General features: G+C 37.9%; 21 protein-coding genes. 12 read left to right on the top strand and 9 right to left on the bottom strand.

The features are described from left to right. Positions 1-83 precede the first annotated feature (83 nt). Positions 84-656, top strand: coding sequence for a DUF1269 domain-containing protein (locus DDE80_RS02890; RefSeq protein WP_108306184.1), 573 nt, complete (start codon positions 84-86; stop codon positions 654-656). 403 nt (positions 657-1,059) lie between these two features. Here the strand turns inward: DDE80_RS02890 and DDE80_RS02885 are convergent, their stop codons facing one another. Beyond that, positions 1,060-1,245 (bottom strand): YhzD family protein, encoded by a 186-nt coding sequence (locus DDE80_RS02885; protein ID WP_036144137.1) that lies wholly within the window; start codon positions 1,243-1,245, stop codon positions 1,060-1,062. Positions 1,246-1,379: 134 nt separating this feature from the next. Between DDE80_RS02885 and DDE80_RS02880 the strand changes: the two genes are divergently transcribed. The 9 genes from DDE80_RS02880 (at position 1,380) to yhaM (ending at position 9,634) form a co-directional block, all read left to right on the top strand. After that, the gene (locus DDE80_RS02880; protein WP_108306183.1) at positions 1,380-1,754 is read left to right on the top strand and encodes a hypothetical protein; all 375 of its coding nucleotides are present in this window, start codon (positions 1,380-1,382) and stop codon (positions 1,752-1,754) included. Positions 1,755-1,763: 9 nt separating this feature from the next. Then, on the top strand, positions 1,764-1,964 hold the full coding sequence (locus DDE80_RS02875; protein ID WP_108306182.1) for a helix-turn-helix transcriptional regulator: 201 nt from the start codon (positions 1,764-1,766) through the stop codon (positions 1,962-1,964). Further along, positions 1,964-2,275, top strand: coding sequence for a hypothetical protein (locus DDE80_RS02870; protein WP_108306181.1), 312 nt, complete (start codon positions 1,964-1,966; stop codon positions 2,273-2,275). The genes DDE80_RS02875 and DDE80_RS02870 overlap by 1 nt, the downstream gene beginning before the upstream one ends. A gap of 5 nt (positions 2,276-2,280) precedes the next feature. Further along, a complete protein-coding gene (locus DDE80_RS02865) occupies positions 2,281-2,592 on the top strand; it encodes a hypothetical protein (protein WP_108306180.1) in 312 nt (103 codons plus the stop codon). A gap of 52 nt (positions 2,593-2,644) precedes the next feature. Beyond that, positions 2,645-3,544: an ABC transporter ATP-binding protein gene (locus tag DDE80_RS02860; protein WP_108306179.1), complete on the top strand. Its 900-nt coding sequence runs from the start codon at positions 2,645-2,647 to the stop codon at positions 3,542-3,544. Then, positions 3,537-4,787 carry an ABC transporter permease gene (locus tag DDE80_RS02855; RefSeq protein ID WP_108306178.1) on the top strand — a complete coding sequence of 417 codons (1,251 nt, stop codon included), beginning with the start codon at positions 3,537-3,539 and terminating at the stop codon, positions 4,785-4,787. Before DDE80_RS02860 ends, DDE80_RS02855 begins: the two co-directional genes overlap by 8 nt. A 72-nt stretch (positions 4,788-4,859) precedes the next feature. Next, positions 4,860-6,020, top strand: coding sequence for a metallophosphoesterase family protein (locus tag DDE80_RS02850; protein WP_161952254.1), 1,161 nt, complete (start codon positions 4,860-4,862; stop codon positions 6,018-6,020). A 10-nt stretch (positions 6,021-6,030) separates the two neighbouring features. Beyond that, on the top strand, positions 6,031-8,682 hold the full coding sequence (locus tag DDE80_RS02845) for an ATP-binding protein (RefSeq protein WP_161952253.1): 2,652 nt from the start codon (positions 6,031-6,033) through the stop codon (positions 8,680-8,682). A gap of 13 nt (positions 8,683-8,695) precedes the next feature. After that, positions 8,696-9,634, top strand: coding sequence for a 3'-5' exoribonuclease YhaM (gene yhaM, locus DDE80_RS02840; protein WP_108306175.1), 939 nt, complete (start codon positions 8,696-8,698; stop codon positions 9,632-9,634). Positions 9,635-9,735: 101 nt separating this feature from the next. Here the strand turns inward: yhaM and DDE80_RS02835 are convergent, their stop codons facing one another. The 7 genes from DDE80_RS02835 to DDE80_RS02805 all read right to left on the bottom strand — a co-directional run bounded on the left by DDE80_RS02835 (position 9,736) and on the right by DDE80_RS02805 (position 13,975). Next, a complete protein-coding gene (locus tag DDE80_RS02835) occupies positions 9,736-10,692 on the bottom strand; it encodes a peptidylprolyl isomerase (RefSeq protein ID WP_108306174.1) in 957 nt (318 codons plus the stop codon). Positions 10,693-10,813: 121 nt separating this feature from the next. Next, positions 10,814-10,999, bottom strand: coding sequence for a hypothetical protein (locus DDE80_RS02830; protein WP_108306173.1), 186 nt, complete (start codon positions 10,997-10,999; stop codon positions 10,814-10,816). Positions 11,000-11,064: 65 nt separating this feature from the next. Next, positions 11,065-11,610, bottom strand: a complete 546-nt coding sequence (locus tag DDE80_RS02825) for a DUF3267 domain-containing protein (RefSeq protein WP_108306172.1) — start codon at positions 11,608-11,610, stop codon at positions 11,065-11,067. A gap of 77 nt (positions 11,611-11,687) precedes the next feature. Further along, a complete protein-coding gene (locus DDE80_RS02820; RefSeq protein WP_201261485.1) occupies positions 11,688-12,245 on the bottom strand; it encodes an HTH-type transcriptional regulator Hpr in 558 nt (185 codons plus the stop codon). 179 nt (positions 12,246-12,424) lie between these two features. Beyond that, positions 12,425-12,799: a YtxH domain-containing protein gene (locus DDE80_RS02815; RefSeq protein WP_108306170.1), complete on the bottom strand. Its 375-nt coding sequence runs from the start codon at positions 12,797-12,799 to the stop codon at positions 12,425-12,427. A 102-nt stretch (positions 12,800-12,901) separates the two neighbouring features. Next, entirely contained in the window at positions 12,902-13,435 is a 534-nt protein-coding gene (locus tag DDE80_RS02810; RefSeq protein ID WP_108306169.1) for a tryptophan transporter, read from the bottom strand. 123 nt (positions 13,436-13,558) lie between these two features. Then, a complete protein-coding gene (locus DDE80_RS02805; protein WP_108306168.1) occupies positions 13,559-13,975 on the bottom strand; it encodes an HIT family protein in 417 nt (138 codons plus the stop codon). 103 nt (positions 13,976-14,078) lie between these two features. On the opposite strand from DDE80_RS02805, the gene DDE80_RS02800 reads away from it, so the two are divergent. Together DDE80_RS02800 and DDE80_RS02795 are read left to right on the top strand one after the other, a co-directional pair. Beyond that, positions 14,079-14,819, top strand: coding sequence for an ABC transporter ATP-binding protein (locus tag DDE80_RS02800; protein WP_108306167.1), 741 nt, complete (start codon positions 14,079-14,081; stop codon positions 14,817-14,819). After that, positions 14,812-15,999: an ABC transporter permease gene (locus tag DDE80_RS02795; RefSeq protein ID WP_108306166.1), complete on the top strand. Its 1,188-nt coding sequence runs from the start codon at positions 14,812-14,814 to the stop codon at positions 15,997-15,999. The genes DDE80_RS02800 and DDE80_RS02795 overlap by 8 nt, the downstream gene beginning before the upstream one ends. Positions 16,000-16,043: 44 nt before the next feature. Here DDE80_RS02795 and DDE80_RS02790 read toward each other — a convergent pair whose 3' ends face one another. Then, positions 16,044-16,559, bottom strand: coding sequence for an antibiotic biosynthesis monooxygenase family protein (locus tag DDE80_RS02790; protein WP_108306165.1), 516 nt, complete (start codon positions 16,557-16,559; stop codon positions 16,044-16,046). Between the last annotated feature and the right edge of the window lie 173 nt (positions 16,560-16,732).

Raw genomic sequence — 16,732 nt, 5'->3', positions numbered from 1 at the left:
TGCCCCCTTTTTATTATGTTAAGATAATAGAAACGCAAGAAATTGCGTGCCTTACCATTTATTATAAGACAGGAGCGATTGAAATGGAAAAAAGAGTAGTTGTTATGACATTTAAAGAAAATAGTCATGCATACGAGACGTTTTCGAAGTTAAAAGCATTGCATTTAGAAGGTAAAGTAGAAATTGAGCAACTTGCGGTCATAGAAAATGTAAAAGATAAAGGTTTCGAAGTGAAAGATGCCGCAGATTTAACAGGTAGTGACCGCTTCTTTGCTGGTGGTTTAATCGGTGCATTTGTTGGTATTATTGGTGGGCCACTTGGCATGTTACTTGGTTGGACGACTGGCTCTATTATCGGTAATATTAGCGATATTGGCGAAGTCAAGGGAGCGATGTCAACGTTCCAACAGACAGCAAATGTTTTAACAGAAGGAACAGTTGGTGTGATTGCTATAGCATCTGAATACTCTGAGCGTGTAATTGATGACGCGGTAAAAACTGAATTAGATGGTGAAGTGGTACGCTTCTCGGCAGCAGCTGTGCAACAGGAAATTGACGATGCACATAAAGCGGAGCGAGAGTTACGACGCGAGGCACGTAAACATTGGTTAAAAGATAAATTTACGCACGATGAAGAACCTACTACAGATAAATAAAAAAGAGGTCGGGACAAAACCTACCTTATAAATGAAAAGCCCTTGAAATTTTACATCATGTAAAATTTCAAGGGCTTTAATTTTGGTGTTAAAACGGCATCTTCTAAAGAAAGTTACACAAACAGTTCTTTTTGTTGAACAAAATTGATTATAGACTTACCATCTGCCACCGCTTAAGGTGTAAGGTTTTTTAAAGATAATCACTAATAATGACAGCTTAAAGTGCTTGCAAACTCAAAGCACTAAGTATCTTTTTAATTCATCTGCATTATTTTAATATAATTTTTGGTTGCTAGCGTATCGTTCTTTATGTCCGCTTCCTATGCAAAAGCAAAGAAGGTGAATAATTTAGATTACAGTATTGAAGATACGAATACCAATATTTTAAACACCCTAATTTTTATTACACGTGGAATAAAATAAGTTTACCACGCGGTGACACTACACGATGCGTCGTTTCTGCAATGCCGAGTTCTTGCAGTTTTTGTTCACCAATTGTTTTAGCCACGTCATCGTTTTCAGCCTCAAAGTTTTCATCTACAACCAGTTCCCCTGTTGGTTTAAATGATGTGATTTTGTATAAATCCATGTGAATCATCCTTTCTCCCATAATACTTATAGTATACGCTATTTGGCGAAAAAAATAAGTAAAGCTTCCTTGACATCACTTTGAATGTAAAGTAACCTTTACGTAAAGTTAACTTTACATTAGGAGGTGATGACGTGAAAGAAAGTAAGGGGATATTTACTGCACTAGGTATGATATTTTTAGTGTTTGCTGTATTTACGACAGTCATCGAGTTGACGACAAGTGGTTTTAGAGTGGGTGTGCTAATGCCGTATAGCATGGCTTTTATGTGTTTAGTGCTCGCGCAAATTGGTGAGCATTTAGATAGTACGGATGAACGCAGTAAAACAATTAAACGCACGAGTGCTAGTTATAGTTTTTATGCTACCGTTGTAGTCATGCTAGTACTATCACTACTCGTTAATACGGATGTACTAAAAGTTAGTGCATCCGCTTTACTGCAAATTTTACTACCAGCTACAATTTTTATTTTATATGTGTCATTGTTAGTAGTAACGAAGAAGATGTGAGGTGGCACAGTGGAAAATTTCATTAAAGAAAAGCGTGCGATAAAAGGTTGGACTCAAGACGATTTAGCAGAGCTTGTAGATGTGTCGCGTCAAACGATTATTTCGATTGAAAAGGGGCGTTACAATCCCTCGCTCCTGCTCGCTTATCGTATAGCTAAATTATTTGATTGCACCATTGAAGAATTATTTAATTTTGAGGAGGAAGCTTAATGAGAGAGGGCTTTGATGTTATACCTTTTGTCATTGGTGGCGTAATAGGAGTTGTGTTGTCACTTATAACCGTTTATTTCATTAAGCGTAAGGGCGAGCGTGAAAAACGTTATGATGAGCGTTATATCGTGATGCAATATCAATCGCGCTCACTTGCTTGGGGTGTAACAGCATTAACACTTGTTGTGGTGTTTGCTGTACTTTATATTGTAGAAGGATTTTCGTTAGCAACATTTCTTGTACTTGCAACATATATTATTCATTTAGCCGTGCAGTGGTTATATTATCAAAAGTTAAAAAGTAGGGGGTAATACGGATGTATGAAAATTTTGATTGGCTGGCCTTTTTACTTGGGTTACCATTAGCCCTTTTACTTATGGTGTTTATTTATCCTTTGCAACGCCGCGCATTAAAAAAGCAACGTGCATTAGATGAGCGTTACGTTACCATTCATACGCAAGGACGTTCTTTTGCTTGGGTTGTGACTGCAGTAGCTATAGCCTTGGCTTGGCTAGTAGTGTTGCTTATTGAACCGATTGGTACAGCCTTTTTTGTGTTAACTTTTTTATGGGTGGTGCATTTTACTAGTTGGTTAATTGGTGCTGCTATTGCAAGTAAACGAAATTAAATGAAACGTGATGGACAATACTATCGTACAAATAGTAAAGGAGTGAAACGGTATGACATTAGCAATAGCGAATGTAACAAAACGCTTTGGTGATTTTACAGCAGTGGATAATTTAAATTTAACAATTGAGCAAGGTTCGATGTATGGATTTTTAGGTGCTAATGGAGCGGGTAAAACAACGACTTTCCGTATGATTTTAGGTTTGTTGACGCCAAACGAAGGCCATGTATTATGGAACGGCAAACCGATCTCCTATGCAACGAGCCCGCAAATTGGTTATTTACCAGAAGAGCGAGGGCTCTACCCTAAAATGAAGGTAGAGGATCAATTAATTTTTTTAGGACAGCTACGTGGTATGAGTAAAGGTGATGCAAAACGTGCTATCGCTCATTGGTTAGCGCGCTTTGAAGTACCGCAGTATGCATCAAAGCGTGTTGAAGAACTTTCGAAGGGTAATCAACAAAAAATTCAAGTGATTGCTTCATTAATGCATGACCCAAAACTATTAATTTTAGATGAACCTTTTTCAGGCTTAGACCCAGTGAATGTGGAAATGCTGAAAGATGCCATTATTGATTTTCGTAATAATGGTGCAACGATCGTGTTTTCAAGTCACCGTATGGATCATGTCGAAGAACTTTGTGAGCAACTGTCGATTATGTCGCATGGCAAGCAACTTGTACAAGGTTCATTGCGTGAGGTGAAGCGTAACTTTGGCAAAAAAAATGTACGTATTAAATCAGATTTTGATTTAACAAATTTAGCTAACATAGCTGGTGTTAATGAAATGAAAACATCACTCGAAGGCGCAGTGTTCCAAATTGATGATGAGGCGGTAGCGAATACGTTATTAACAAATGCGTTAGCACAAGGACCAATTCGCCACTTTGAAATTGAAGAGCCGTCCTTGCAAGATATCTTTATCGCAAAGGTGGGGAAAGAGCATGCGTGAGTTTTGGATAATTTTTAAACAAGCTTTTATGACCAAGGCTAAAACGAAGTCCTTTGTGATTACAACCATTATTATGATGTTAGGCATTGTGTTGATGACGAATATTACGACTGTTATTGATAAGGTAAGTGACTTAACGGGTAGTGGTGAGGCAGATACGCTTACTTTACTTATAGAAGATGATGCACTGTACCAAAATATCGCCCAACATCTTAATGATAAATCGTATGACTTTACGATAAAACGCGCTAAGCAGGACGAACAAGCGTTAATTGATGAGGTAAAGAAAGATAAGTTAGATGCTTTTGCGAAGGTCGAACTAACGACAGATGAGCAACTTGTAGCAACTTATCAAACCTCAAGTATGATGGATGACAAGGGCGCTATGTTACAAGAAATTTTGCAGGCCATTCAAACGGAAAAACAAGCAGAGAAGCTGTCGTTAACACAAACGGAAGTACAAACATTATTTGCACCTGTACAGTTTGAAGAAAAAAATATTTCAGCTTCTGCTAAGTCCGAGGCAGAGCTTGGTCAGGCGCGCGTATTAGTTTATGTACTAATGTTTTTAATTTATTTTGCTGTTATTTTATATTCAGGTATGATTGCAACAGAAGTAGCAACGGAAAAATCTTCACGCGTGATGGAAATTTTAATTTCTAGTGTGTCCCCTGTAAAGCATATGTTTGCTAAAGTGATTGGTATTGGAATGTTAGGTATTGTCCAAATGATTTTACTTGGGCTTACAGGTTTTATTGCAGTACGTACTTCCAGTGCAACAGGTGATATCGGCGAGTTTATGAAGTTTAGTGATGTTAATCCGATGACGTTAGTATACGGTGTTATCTTCTTTTTACTCGGCTACTTTTTATATGCCACACTTGCAGCATTGCTCGGTTCGTTAGTAAGCCGGATTGAGGACGTACAACAAATGATTATGCCGATGACAATTTTAATCGTCATTGCCTTTATTATTGCAATGTCAGGATTAGGGAACCCAGAGCTTGCTTATTTAAAATGGGCTTCTTACTTCCCGTTCTTTACACCGTTAGTAATGTTTATGCGCGTAGGTTTATTAGATTTACCGATGTGGGAGCCATTGCTTGCGATTGCCATTATGCTTATTACGATTGGCATATTAGGTTGGTTCGGTGCACGCGTTTACCGCGGTGGCGTATTAATGTACGGGCCGTCTCGTTCATTAAAAGATATCAAAAAAGCGATTCAGCTCGGAAAAGAATAAATTAGGGATGCTTGCGTATAATAATGCGCGAGTGTCTTTTTTTTTAGTATAATGAGGGATGAGGTGAAAATAATGGTACGTTTTTTACATATTTCCGATTTACATATTGATCGTCCGTTTAAAGGTGTGACGGACCTATCCTTACACGCGCTTCAAGTTGTTCGACAAAGCACGTTTTTAGCATGGCAAAAAATTGTACAATATGCCATTGAACAACAGCCCGATTTTATTTTATTAGTAGGGGATAACTATGACGGAGCATCGCGTAGTCTGCGTGCTCAGCAAGCGCTGCAACAAGGATTTGAACAACTACAAGCACATAATATACCTGTCATCGTCAGCTACGGGGCACATGATTATACTGACGGAGTTTGGTCGCGTTTTTCGTATCCTGATAATGTCATTAGTATGCCATCAAAAACGACGACAATTACTTTGCCCATCGAGGGCGGGGTTAAAATTACAGGATGTAGTTATCAACGTCCCCAAATGCCTACAGCGTTATGGGATACTTATCCACAAGTGGATAAAAAACATATTCATATTGCGATGTTATATGGTGAAGTAACCGAACAACAACTTAAGGCGAAAGGCTATGACTATACCGCGTTAGGAGGGCAACATGAGTCGCGTGTAGTTACACAGCAACCTTACAGTGCTTACAGTGGTACGCCGCAAAGTACGAGTGCCTTAGAAACCGGATCACGTGGCTTTCTTGATGTGACAGTCACTAAAGGGGAGTGTGTGACAAAATTTATACCTATCGCGCCGCTCGTTTACCTTCGCGAGGAAATTGACGCTAGTACGATACGCTATGCCAATGATTTAATGGTGTTGAGCCATAATGTATGTATGCGTATTCGCGATAAATACCAAGCTGCTTTTGTGCACCTTACGTTAACGAACCTAACGGAAGAGGGCAGTAAATTATGGCATAGTACAACAGAAGTTGAGTGGTTAAAAGTATTAAGGGAAATGGAAAGTGAACAGTTGCCATTCGTATGGCTAGCTAAAATGGAAGCTGTAACGAACGCGCCACGTCCAACAACCAATGCAGCACAACAAGTAATTGAGACGATGCACAGCTGGAAGGAAGACGATTGGCAACATGTGCTCGCATCGCTCTACCAAAATGGAACAGCATCACGTCTATTACAAGAAACACCAATTGACGTTTCGACATTACTCCGTGAAGCGGAACAGCTATTTTTACGTAAGATGCAAGAAAGTTGAGGTGGAAAAATTGTACATTAAAGCATTGCATATTTATGGTTTTGGCAAGCATGAAAATAAAAAGTTGTATTTTGATAAAGGCTTAAGTGTAATTTATGGCGGTAACGAAGCTGGGAAAACAACGATTCAACAATTTATTTTACAAATTTTTTACGGCTTTCCTACTAAAAAAGAAGAAGTAAGGCGTTATGAGCCTAAAGTGGCTACACAATATGGCGGTAAAATTACTATCGTTCATGAGACCTATGGCGAATGTGAAATTGAGCGTGTGCGTGGCAATGCAGTTGAAGGAGATGTCACGATTACGCTTGATAATAAAACGCGTAAAGATGCCAGCTTTCTTCCGCAATTATTATACGGCTACTCACGTGCAAGTTTAGCCGCTATTTTTGCTTTTTCTGTGGAAGAATTACAAGGTATGGAGCGCCTATCTGAAGAGGAGCTATCGCGTGTACTTCTAGCATCAGGTACAACAGACATTGAAAAATTAATGGCGATGGCTAAACAGTTAACATCGCAAGAAACACAACATTCTTCGTATAGCGTACAAGCCCATCTTCATAAAATTACTGAGTTAGAACAGCGTAGTAAACAGCTTCATCACGCATTACAAAGCTATGATGTCGAAGTGCAAACTTTACAAGAAGTAGAGCGTGCGATTACAAACTTGCGACAACAGAAAATAGAAGCTAACCAACAGTGGCAGTATTACCGCACATTATTGCAACAGTTGCCACTAATTATTGAACGAAGCCGTATTGAAGAAACTCTCGCACAAGCTGAAGTACTTCCATTTGTACGTCATGAGATGGAAGAGTTTATACAAACGAAAGCAATGATTTTAGAGGACGAACGTAAGTTGCACCAATTGCAACAGGAAAAAACGCAAGAGCAACAGGCATTGGTATTTGATATTGCACGCTTTAGTGCTACGACAGATATGTTGACACACGAAACACCTTGGCATCAAAATCAGCAAAAAATCGCAATGCTTCAAGATGAGATTGAACAAATTGAACGCGAAAATGCGAAACAGTTTCGCTTGCTTGGTATAAATACCATCGAAGAGCAAGAAGTGATGCTAAAGCAAAATGTTTCAATTGAAAAGGAAGAGCAGTTTCAACAAGTGCTGCGCCAAATGAAAGAAATTGATGCGCAACTATCTTTGCAACTACATACTTTAAATGATGTGCATAAAGAGTTAGAAGCTTTAGAAGGTACGACAGATACGGAAGGAATTCGCATTCGCCGTAAAGAAGAACGTGAACAGCGTATTAAACAAATGCAGTTTATTAAATTTTTTGCTGCTATTGCAGCTATATTATTTTTATTAATGTCGTGGTTTTGGCAAAATGTTTATACTTTTGTAGCAGGTGTCGCTTGTATTCTAGTATTTTTATACATCGTGCAATTACGTTTGCGCATGACGTCTGAGCGCTTTGTAGAAGAGCAAATAGAAAATTATAAGCAACGCTATCATAAAATTAAAGAGGATATAAGCGAGCTTGAACAACAACACGATCAACAAGAAATCTTACTGCAACAATTTATTCAATCTTTTTATACTAAGCCGTTAACAGACCGCTCATTGATGAAAGAATTATTCGTACGTGTGCGCAAATTACAGGAAGATGCACAAATTATCGCAGTAAAAAAAGAACGTTTACAGGATAGTTTAATGAGGCAAGAGCAAATACTTCAAGATGTGCAACAGTTGTTACAAAACGATGTAGACGTAGATCAAGCCTTTTCTCTTGTTCATCGCTTACGTGAACAATTACAACCGCAATATGAAGCTTATCAACAAGCAACAAAGCGTATTGAAACTATCGATAAAGAGGTAAGCCGTTTAACAGAGCGCTTAGCTCTACAGCATCAGGCTCAAAAAGATTACTTTACTAAGATGCAAGTAGTTGATGAAGAGATGTTATATGATGCCTTTGCCGAATGGCAACTCGTAGAGCAACGCAAAGAACGTTTGCAGATTTTACAAGAACAAATTACAATAGCGCCACCTACAACAGTAGATGATCAAGAAATTATAGCGAGAACCGAACACTATTTATATGAAGAACAAGAGATTGAAAAGCGACTAGAAGAAAAAATTACAGAGCAACAACAGTTACAACAAACGTTGCGTGCTAAAGAGCAAGATGAAAGTTACGGAGAAGTCATGCAACATTATGAGCAAACAAAGGAAAGTTTTAGGCAGGCCGTGATGGACTGGGCTAAAACGCAGACCGTCATCACAGCGATTGAACAAACGTTTACACAATTGCGTGAGCGTAAACTACCGCAAGTGCTAACGTTTGCTAGTGAATACTTTCATTTATTAACGCAAAAACAATATGCAAAGTTAATTGTGAATGAAGATGGTTATTTTGAAGTTGAAGCTACGGGCGGGCAACGTTACCGAATTGTAGAGTTATCACAAGCTACAAAACAACAAGCTTACACGGCTTTGCGTTTTGCCTTAGCGAAGACGCTCGAAAAAACAGCACCGCTACCATTTATTATGGACGATCCTTTCGTGCATTTCGATCGAAACCGTTTTATGTACATGGTACAATTAATACGTGCAATTAGTAAGGATAGACAAGTCATTTACTTCACATGCCAGTCAGTGGATAGTTGGCAAAAGGATGAAGTACAGCAATTATAGAGGGAGTGATACAATGGCTGGCATTACAACGTTACGAGTAGGCGAAGCGGTTAATCAGTATTTATTAATTAAACAAGCTACCTCAGGAATTACTACGGTAGGTAAACCTTTTATGTCGCTCGTTTTACAAGATAAAAGTGGGGACATTGAAGCAAAGCTTTGGGACACAAAAGAAGAACAAGAAGAGATGTATCGTGCAGGTGTCATCGTTCAAGTAGGAGGAGAAATCCAAGACTATCGTGGACGAAAGCAGTTGCGTCTAAAAGCAATTCGCGTAGCTAAGGAAGACGAAGGCATTACGGTTAGTGATTTAGTGCCTTCTGCTGCACAACCAAAAGAGCAACTGTATGAACAAGTTGTTCGTTATTTATTTGATATTAAAAATCCTAATATTATGCGTATTACGCGCTCGATTTTAGAAAAACATAAAGAAGCGTTTTTAGTGTATCCAGCGGCGATGCGCAACCATCATGATTATGCTTCTGGCTTAATTGATCATGTCGTATCCATGTTAAATTTAAGTAAAGCAATTTGTGATTTATATCCGACTTTACACCGTGATCTTTTATATGCGGGTGTTATTTTACATGATGTTGGCAAAGTTACAGAGCTTACGGGTCCAGTAGGGACAAGTTATACTGTAGAAGGTAATTTAATTGGGCATATTTCGATTATGGTATCGGAAATTGCTGAGGCTGCAAAAGAGCTAAATATCGAAGGCGAAGAAGTGATGTTGTTACAACATATGGTATTATCTCATCATGGGAAAGAAGAGTGGGGTAGTCCTAAAAAGCCAATGTTAGCTGAAGCGGAAATGCTTCATTATATTGACAATATTGATGCGAAAATGAATATGCTAAATCGCGCATTAGGTCAAACTGAAGCGGGCACATTTACAGAGCGTTTATTTGCTCTAGATAATCGCTCGTTTTATAAGCCAATGATAGATTAAGCTGAAGTATAGCACAAGCAGGTTACGACAAGAAAGTACTTGTAAAAAAAGGCTGTCACATGTCCGTGAAAACGGAGGATGTGAAACAGCCTTTTTACATATTATTTTTTATCTGATTTTTCTTCTTTTGGTTCTTCTTTAGGTTGTTCTTTGTCATCTTCAGCTTCATCAGCTGCTGGCTCTTCATCTTGTGCGTAAAGTTTTAACGCTTCTTTTAATAATGGATCTTCTGTTTTGAAGTTAGCTTCTTTAATTAATTTACCTACAACTTCATCTAATACCATTTGAGCTTCACCCGTTTGGCCCATTTTTTGCACTAAGCCTTCACGAATTTCTTTTTCTTTCTCTTCAAATTTAGGGTAATCTTTTACTTCGCGTCGATCGGTAATTTCAATTACGTGGAAGCCGAAGTCAGAAGCGACAGGTTCACTTAATGTATTTAATTCAAGGTCGTAAGCTGCATCATTGAATGACTCTCGCATTGTGCCTTGTGAGAACCAACCAAGCTCGCCGCCTTTATCTTTTGAACCTGGATCAGTTGAATATTTTTTAGCAACATCTGCGAACGATGCACCATCTTTAATTTCTTTAATCGCTTTTTTAGCTGTTTCTTCGTCTTCTACTAAAATATGACGACCGTTTAATTCCTCTTTACCTTGCTCGTAAATCTTTTTCACTTCATCTTCAGAAACAGCATGCTCCATTAATGCTTTTTCTTGTAGAAGTTGAACACGTAAAGATTCTTTAAAGCCTTCAGCAGTTAAACCGCTAGATGCTAATGCAGCGTTTAACTCATCACCGTATTGTTCTTTAATCGGTGCAAAAGCTTCGTCAATTTCCTCTTTTGTTACTTCATATTTATCAGCTAATACTTTTTCTGTTAACATTTGTTTTAAAACAAATGGGCCTGTTAATTTTTTTGACATTTCATTGAAGTCACTTGCTGTAATATCACCTAAATCTTTTGATGTTACAATTTTTTCGTTATCGCCACTGCTACAAGCAGCTAAAGCTACTACCGAGGCAGCAAGTGTCAACGTTAATGCTTTTTTCTTCATAAATAAATTCTCTCCCCACTATTGAGTTCATGCAAGTTACACTATATCATAAACGAAAATAAAACAAAAATAGTTCCATCCAAAAAAAAGAAGTTGCATTTGGCAACTTCTTTTTGAATGCTTATCCTGCTGTAATGACTTCGAGATAAAAAGAAAACAGTAAAATCGTAATTAAAATATTAACAGTACGATAAATTTTCGGTTGTTTTTCTTCGGGAATCTCTCTACGTTCACATAGCGCAAACGTCATACGGTTAATTTGGAATAAGTAAAATACCGAGAATAGAATTACAGATAATAGTAGCAAATCTATTCCTCCCCTCTTTCGTTCCTACTAGCATAGCAAAAATGTGAAATAAAATACAAGCAACATTACCTAACATTAGGTGGTACAAGAATCTCGAATCCTCTTTTTGTTTCTTCGATTTGTGATTCTTTTGGAGAGCGCATTAAGTTTTTCACATATAAAAGGTCAATCACGCAAATCGCGGTATGGTAAGCGAGTAAAATAGCACCATAATGAATGAAACGCGGCAGCACTAACATGCCTAAAATAATACTACTGTTAATGACGATAAACGGTGCTAAGCGTGTAATAATATAGCGATTTTTAGGTAAAATTTCGGTAATGCGTAAGTGTAAAGTAGGCAACCAATCATAAATGACTTCCCACTGAGCATTTACATCTTTACGGTAATCAAAAAGTGTTAAATAATGCACGCCTTTATGTATAGGGTACATCATGATAAATAATAGGGCGAATAGCCATAAATAATCGTCTGTAAAGGGCTTGGTATAGTAAAAGGTAAATAATAAGTAGCTGCTACATAACGTTAAAATAAAAACAATAACTGCCCAAAGCAAAATGCGGGTGAGTCCATATTGTTTATAAATATTTAAGATTTTCCAACAATGCATATCGTCACCTCCTATTTAATTATAGGTAACATGAAAAGGAATGTTAAGCATGAGTGTGACTTAACATTCCTTTTGTTTCACCTATCCGAATGTTTACGTTCTAAATCATCGAAGGATTCGTGAAAATGTGAAAATGAGCGTTCAAAAATATCGATAAAATCATCACCGTAAATATTTCGGATGACCGCCATTACGTCTAAAAACTCAGGGAAACGACCGTATAAATCTTTAAGAGGCAATGAGCCATTTAATACGGTGTGCTGTGTATTATGGTAGTTAGCATTAAGCTCTAAAATTAATTGGATGCCAGCCTGTGTCAACTCAACGTAGGTGTTACGTTTATCATCATCACGTTTAGAGAAGGATAAGTAGCCTCGTTCTTCGAGTTTTTTAGAGAAGTTGAAGGCTGTAGAGACGTGCATGACTCCGAATTTCGCCACATCCGAAATAGAGGCACCTTTTAAGTGAAATGAGATCCACAGAATATGATGCTCATTAATATTTAAATCATAAGGTTTTATCCAATGTTGCCAATCTTTTTCTACTGCTTTCCATAGTGCTTTTGATAGCTGAGCAATGCGCTGACTATATAACATTGCTTCTTTTTTTGTGTATAACTCATCTGACATAGCAATCACCTACTACTTTCTCATTAGCATTTTAAAAATATTATAGCAGTAAAGGAAAAGACTTTAAAGTTAGAAAAAATAAAAAATAAAATGACGCTTAAAAAATATTATTTTAAGCGTCATTTTTATTAATTTTATCAACTATTTGATATTTTGTTAGTACTAAAAAACTATTTAAGATTAGTTTAATTTTGTGTGTTTTCTTTAAGTTCGCTAATATTTTTCTCGATTTCGCTAATAGATTGTTGTAAAGAACCGATTTCTTGTTTCAAGTGGTCTGCATTTGGTTCGATATCTTGTTGGAAACGTTGAATTGACCCTTTTAAATCATTTACTATTTGCGGAATATTATTTTTTGCAACCGAAGCTAGAGTAGCGACAGCTGTTTTAACATTCATTGCTTCGTTACGTGTATCAGCGAAGCCCATTTTAAGATTAGCTGTGTTTGTTTTAAGTGAAGAGCGCAGCGCGTTGCCAGATTGGGGTGCTACAAAAGCTGCAACAGCCATACCGCCTACTACACCTGCTGTGACACCTAATAAAAAGTTTTTTGCTTTCATCTTCCATACCTCCAAGTAAATTACGTACTTACCTTTATCATACCCAAATTCATACCTTTCGAAAAGAAAAAACGATCTGCCAAAATGACAGATCGCTTCGACTTACGCATGAGCTGTTGCTGTTTTAAATGACGAGCGTTTTACTAGGTTCGTAATAATAGGGTAAATCACAGCGAATGCTACTGCGTTGAACAATGTAGCAGGTAGTACTACACCGATAAATAGGGCAGAGAAGCCAACAGGTACGTTAGCACCGAATACAAAAAGTGCTGTCCCCAAGAAGATAACACCTGATAGTATCGTACCTAACATTACTACTATTACGCTTGCTACCATATGGTGCATAACTTTTTTTGCTAGTAGGATTACGCCTAAAAATACAAAGCCTGTAATTGCTTTATCGATAATATTTGGTAAGAAGCCACCTGGGAATGTAGTAAATAAACCTGATAGTACCCCCGTTGCTAAAGCGAGTAAAAATGTCTCTTTTGCATAGGGGAATAATAAAATACCGATAAACATCATCGTTAACATGAAGTCAGGCTTCATGCCACCTACTAAACCAGGAACTACCATATAAAGTGCTGCTCCTACACCTACGAGTAACGCCATTAAAACAAGATTTTTTGTGTTCATAACTCATCTCTCCTCAACTAATCTAAACTAAATTTGCTTCCTAACGTCTCCTCATGAGCGCTAGCGAAACTTGGCTAAATTATACAAGTGTTTAGTAATAAATGCAAACGATTGTTCAGAATATTATGCGTTTAGCGCTTGTACGATGGCCTCTGCTGTGGCACTAATTTCTCCCTCAGCTGGCGTAATAGGTTGCCATACTAACGTTAAGCCGTCTTCTTCATAACGTGGAATGAAATGAAGGTGGTAGTGAAACACAGTTTGATAAGCAGCTGCCCCGTTATTATTTAAGGTGTTGAGTCCTTGTGGTTGGAACGCTGTTTTAATCGCATTTGCAATTTTAGGCGCGACACTATAAAGATGACTTGCAATTTCGCTTGGCATTTCAAATAAATCTTTGACGTGCTGTTTAGGAATTAATAGGGTATGACCTTTTGCTAATGGTGTGATATCAAGAAAAGCGTAGACATGCTCGTCTTCATATACTTTGACACTTGGGATAGTGCCATCAATAATCTTACAAAAAATACAATCACTCATTACAATTCCTCCTTTAGTTGATGTAAACTTATTCTATCATACAAATAACTGAACAAAGCGATGAGATTTGCTAAACTAGAAGCAAGATAGGAGTGGAAAATAGATGGCGATTTTACAATTAACGAATGTTACAGGTGGGTATACGAGAAAACCTGTTATTAAAGATGTTAACTTCTCAATAGAAGCGGGCGAATTGGTAGGCCTCATCGGATTAAATGGGGCAGGTAAAAGTACGACAATTAAGCATATTATCGGCACATTGCTACCAGATAGCGGGGAAGTAACATTACAAGGTGTAACATTAGCGCAAAATATGGAGAAGTACCGCAGTTCTTTTTCTTATATTCCAGAAACACCGGTATTATATGATGAGCTGACGTTAGAAGAACATATTGCCTTAACAGGGATGGCATATGGCCTAGATGAAAAAACGGTCAAAGAACGAGCAGACAAACTTTTAAAAGAATTTAGAATGGAACGCCGCTTAAAATGGTTTCCTTCGCACTTTTCTAAAGGAATGCGTCAAAAAGTGATGATTATGTGCGCCTTTTTAGTCGAACCTTCGCTGTATATTATTGACGAACCTTTCGTAGGATTAGACCCACTAGGCATTCAATCATTGCTTGATCAAATGGCTGAAAAGAAAAAAGATGGTGCAGCGATTTTAATGTCGACCCATATTTTATCTACAGCAGAACGTTACTGTGATCGTATTATTTTATTGCATGAAGGACGTGTTCGTGCACAAGGTACGATGGCTGATTTACGACAAGCCTTTAATATGCCAGAAGCTACATTAGATGATTTATATATTGCGATGACAAAGGAGCAAGACCATGCGTAATTTACAAGCGGTTTGGCAAACACGTCTTGCTCATTATACAAACGAATTGCAAAAGTATATGCGCTATATTTTTACAGGGCACATCGCTATTGTTATTGTCTTTTTACTAGGTGCAGGCGGCTATCAATATAGCGCTTGGTTAGAACAGGTTTCACCGACGTTTCCCGCAGCGGCGCTTGTCGGTTGCGTAATGGGGCTACTCATTATGTTCAGTCAGCCTACAACACTGCTACGCGAACCTGATGCAGTATATTTATTACCGCTTGAACAAAAAATGCCGCAGTATTTTTCTCAAGCACTACGTTTTACGTTTACGACGAGTCTTATGCTCATCATAATAGTGTACGTAGCTTTTATTCCGCTGTTAAAAATAGTAACGCCCCTTGCCATTACAATGATTTGGCTAGGGTTGGGTATTGCGCTAGTAATGAAATATATGAGTATTCATAGCGAGTTTGCTTTTCGCTATTTATATCGTGGGCGCTTTGTATGGGTGGATCGAGTAATTCGTTTTATGCTCGTTTGGTTGACGATTGCGACTTATTTAAATGGCTGGTATTACGGCGTAGGTATTGGGGTAATTACACAACTCATTTATATGCAACTACTTAAAAAGAAAGTGCATAATAAGCCTTTTCCTTATGACCATTTTATTACACTTGAGCAAAATCGAATGTTGCGTTTTTATCGATTTGCTAATTATTTTACAGATGTACCACATTTACGCGGAGCGATTCGCAGACGCAAATGGTTGGATATGATTTATCAATTAGTACCATATCGTCAACAAAATGCGCATCGCTATTTATTATGGCGTACGTTTATTCGTACAAATGATCATTTTTATTTATGGGTGCGTTTAACGGTAATAGCTGCTGTATTAATGGCATTTATCGATATTACAGCTGTTCGCTTTGTTATTGCTGGAGCGTTGGCGTTTGCTACCGCGCTACAACTCCAACAAGCACTAACGCACCAAAGCGCTTTTCGTATGGATGTGTTGTATCCTGTAGCACAAGCACATAAGCAAGCAGCCGCTACTTCTATCGTACGTCTACTCATCGTTGTACAAGCGTTAATTGTTACGCTAAGTCATAGCATGCAGCCTTATTTTTATGTCACAGGTGCCATCATGCTCATTGTGGGGCTAGTTACACAAAAAATGATGAAAAAAGCGTAAAGAAAAAGTTAGACCGACCAAATTAGGTTAGTCTAACTTTTTTATTATGCTTCGTCTTGTTGTTTAGCGGTTTGGTAAGTTGTAACGTATGAAGCAGCAGAGAAAATGTTTACAGGAGGCTTAGCACCTTCTGGTTTTTTTTCTGCGTGTGAATTGCGGAATGCTTGAGATTCTGTCCATGCTTTAAACGATTCAGGACCAGCCCATTCTGTTAAAACGATGTACGTTTCTTCACCGATTGGTCGCATTAAACGGAAAGCGATAAAGCCAGGCTCATTTTCAATAGATCCTTTGCGACTTAAGAAGCGATGTTCAAATACAGGACGGCCTTCCTCAGTTACTGGAATATTATTTAAAACATAGTACCCCGTACCTTTTAGTTCGTTGATCGAATCAATTGCTTCGAATTTTCGGGGAGATTGAAAAACAGTTTTACCCTCAGTTTCATGAAGTAATACAGCATTGCCTTCACCGTATAGAACGATCATTTTTTCGTTCGGGTATTTTGCACGCACTTGTTCCATATACTCAGGTGTGCCTGATGTTAAATAAATATTCATTTGTAAATGCCTCCTCAATTTAAGAAAAAAGTCTGAATCTTATCTTCTATTTAAACGATAATACAAGATTATGTCAAAAGAATCGCCCAGAAAGAACGATTTTATGACATTTGTCAGTTCGCGCTATACAATACTAGCATACGCGTTTATAGTGAATAAGGATGTCTAGTTTT

It is taken from the genome of Metalysinibacillus jejuensis (assembly GCF_003057615.1).
In the GTDB taxonomy this organism is placed as follows: Bacteria; Bacillota; Bacilli; order Bacillales_A; family Planococcaceae; genus Metalysinibacillus; species Metalysinibacillus jejuensis.
The sequence above is the reverse complement of the archived record's forward strand: the minus strand, read 5'-3'. Positions and strand labels throughout refer to the sequence as shown.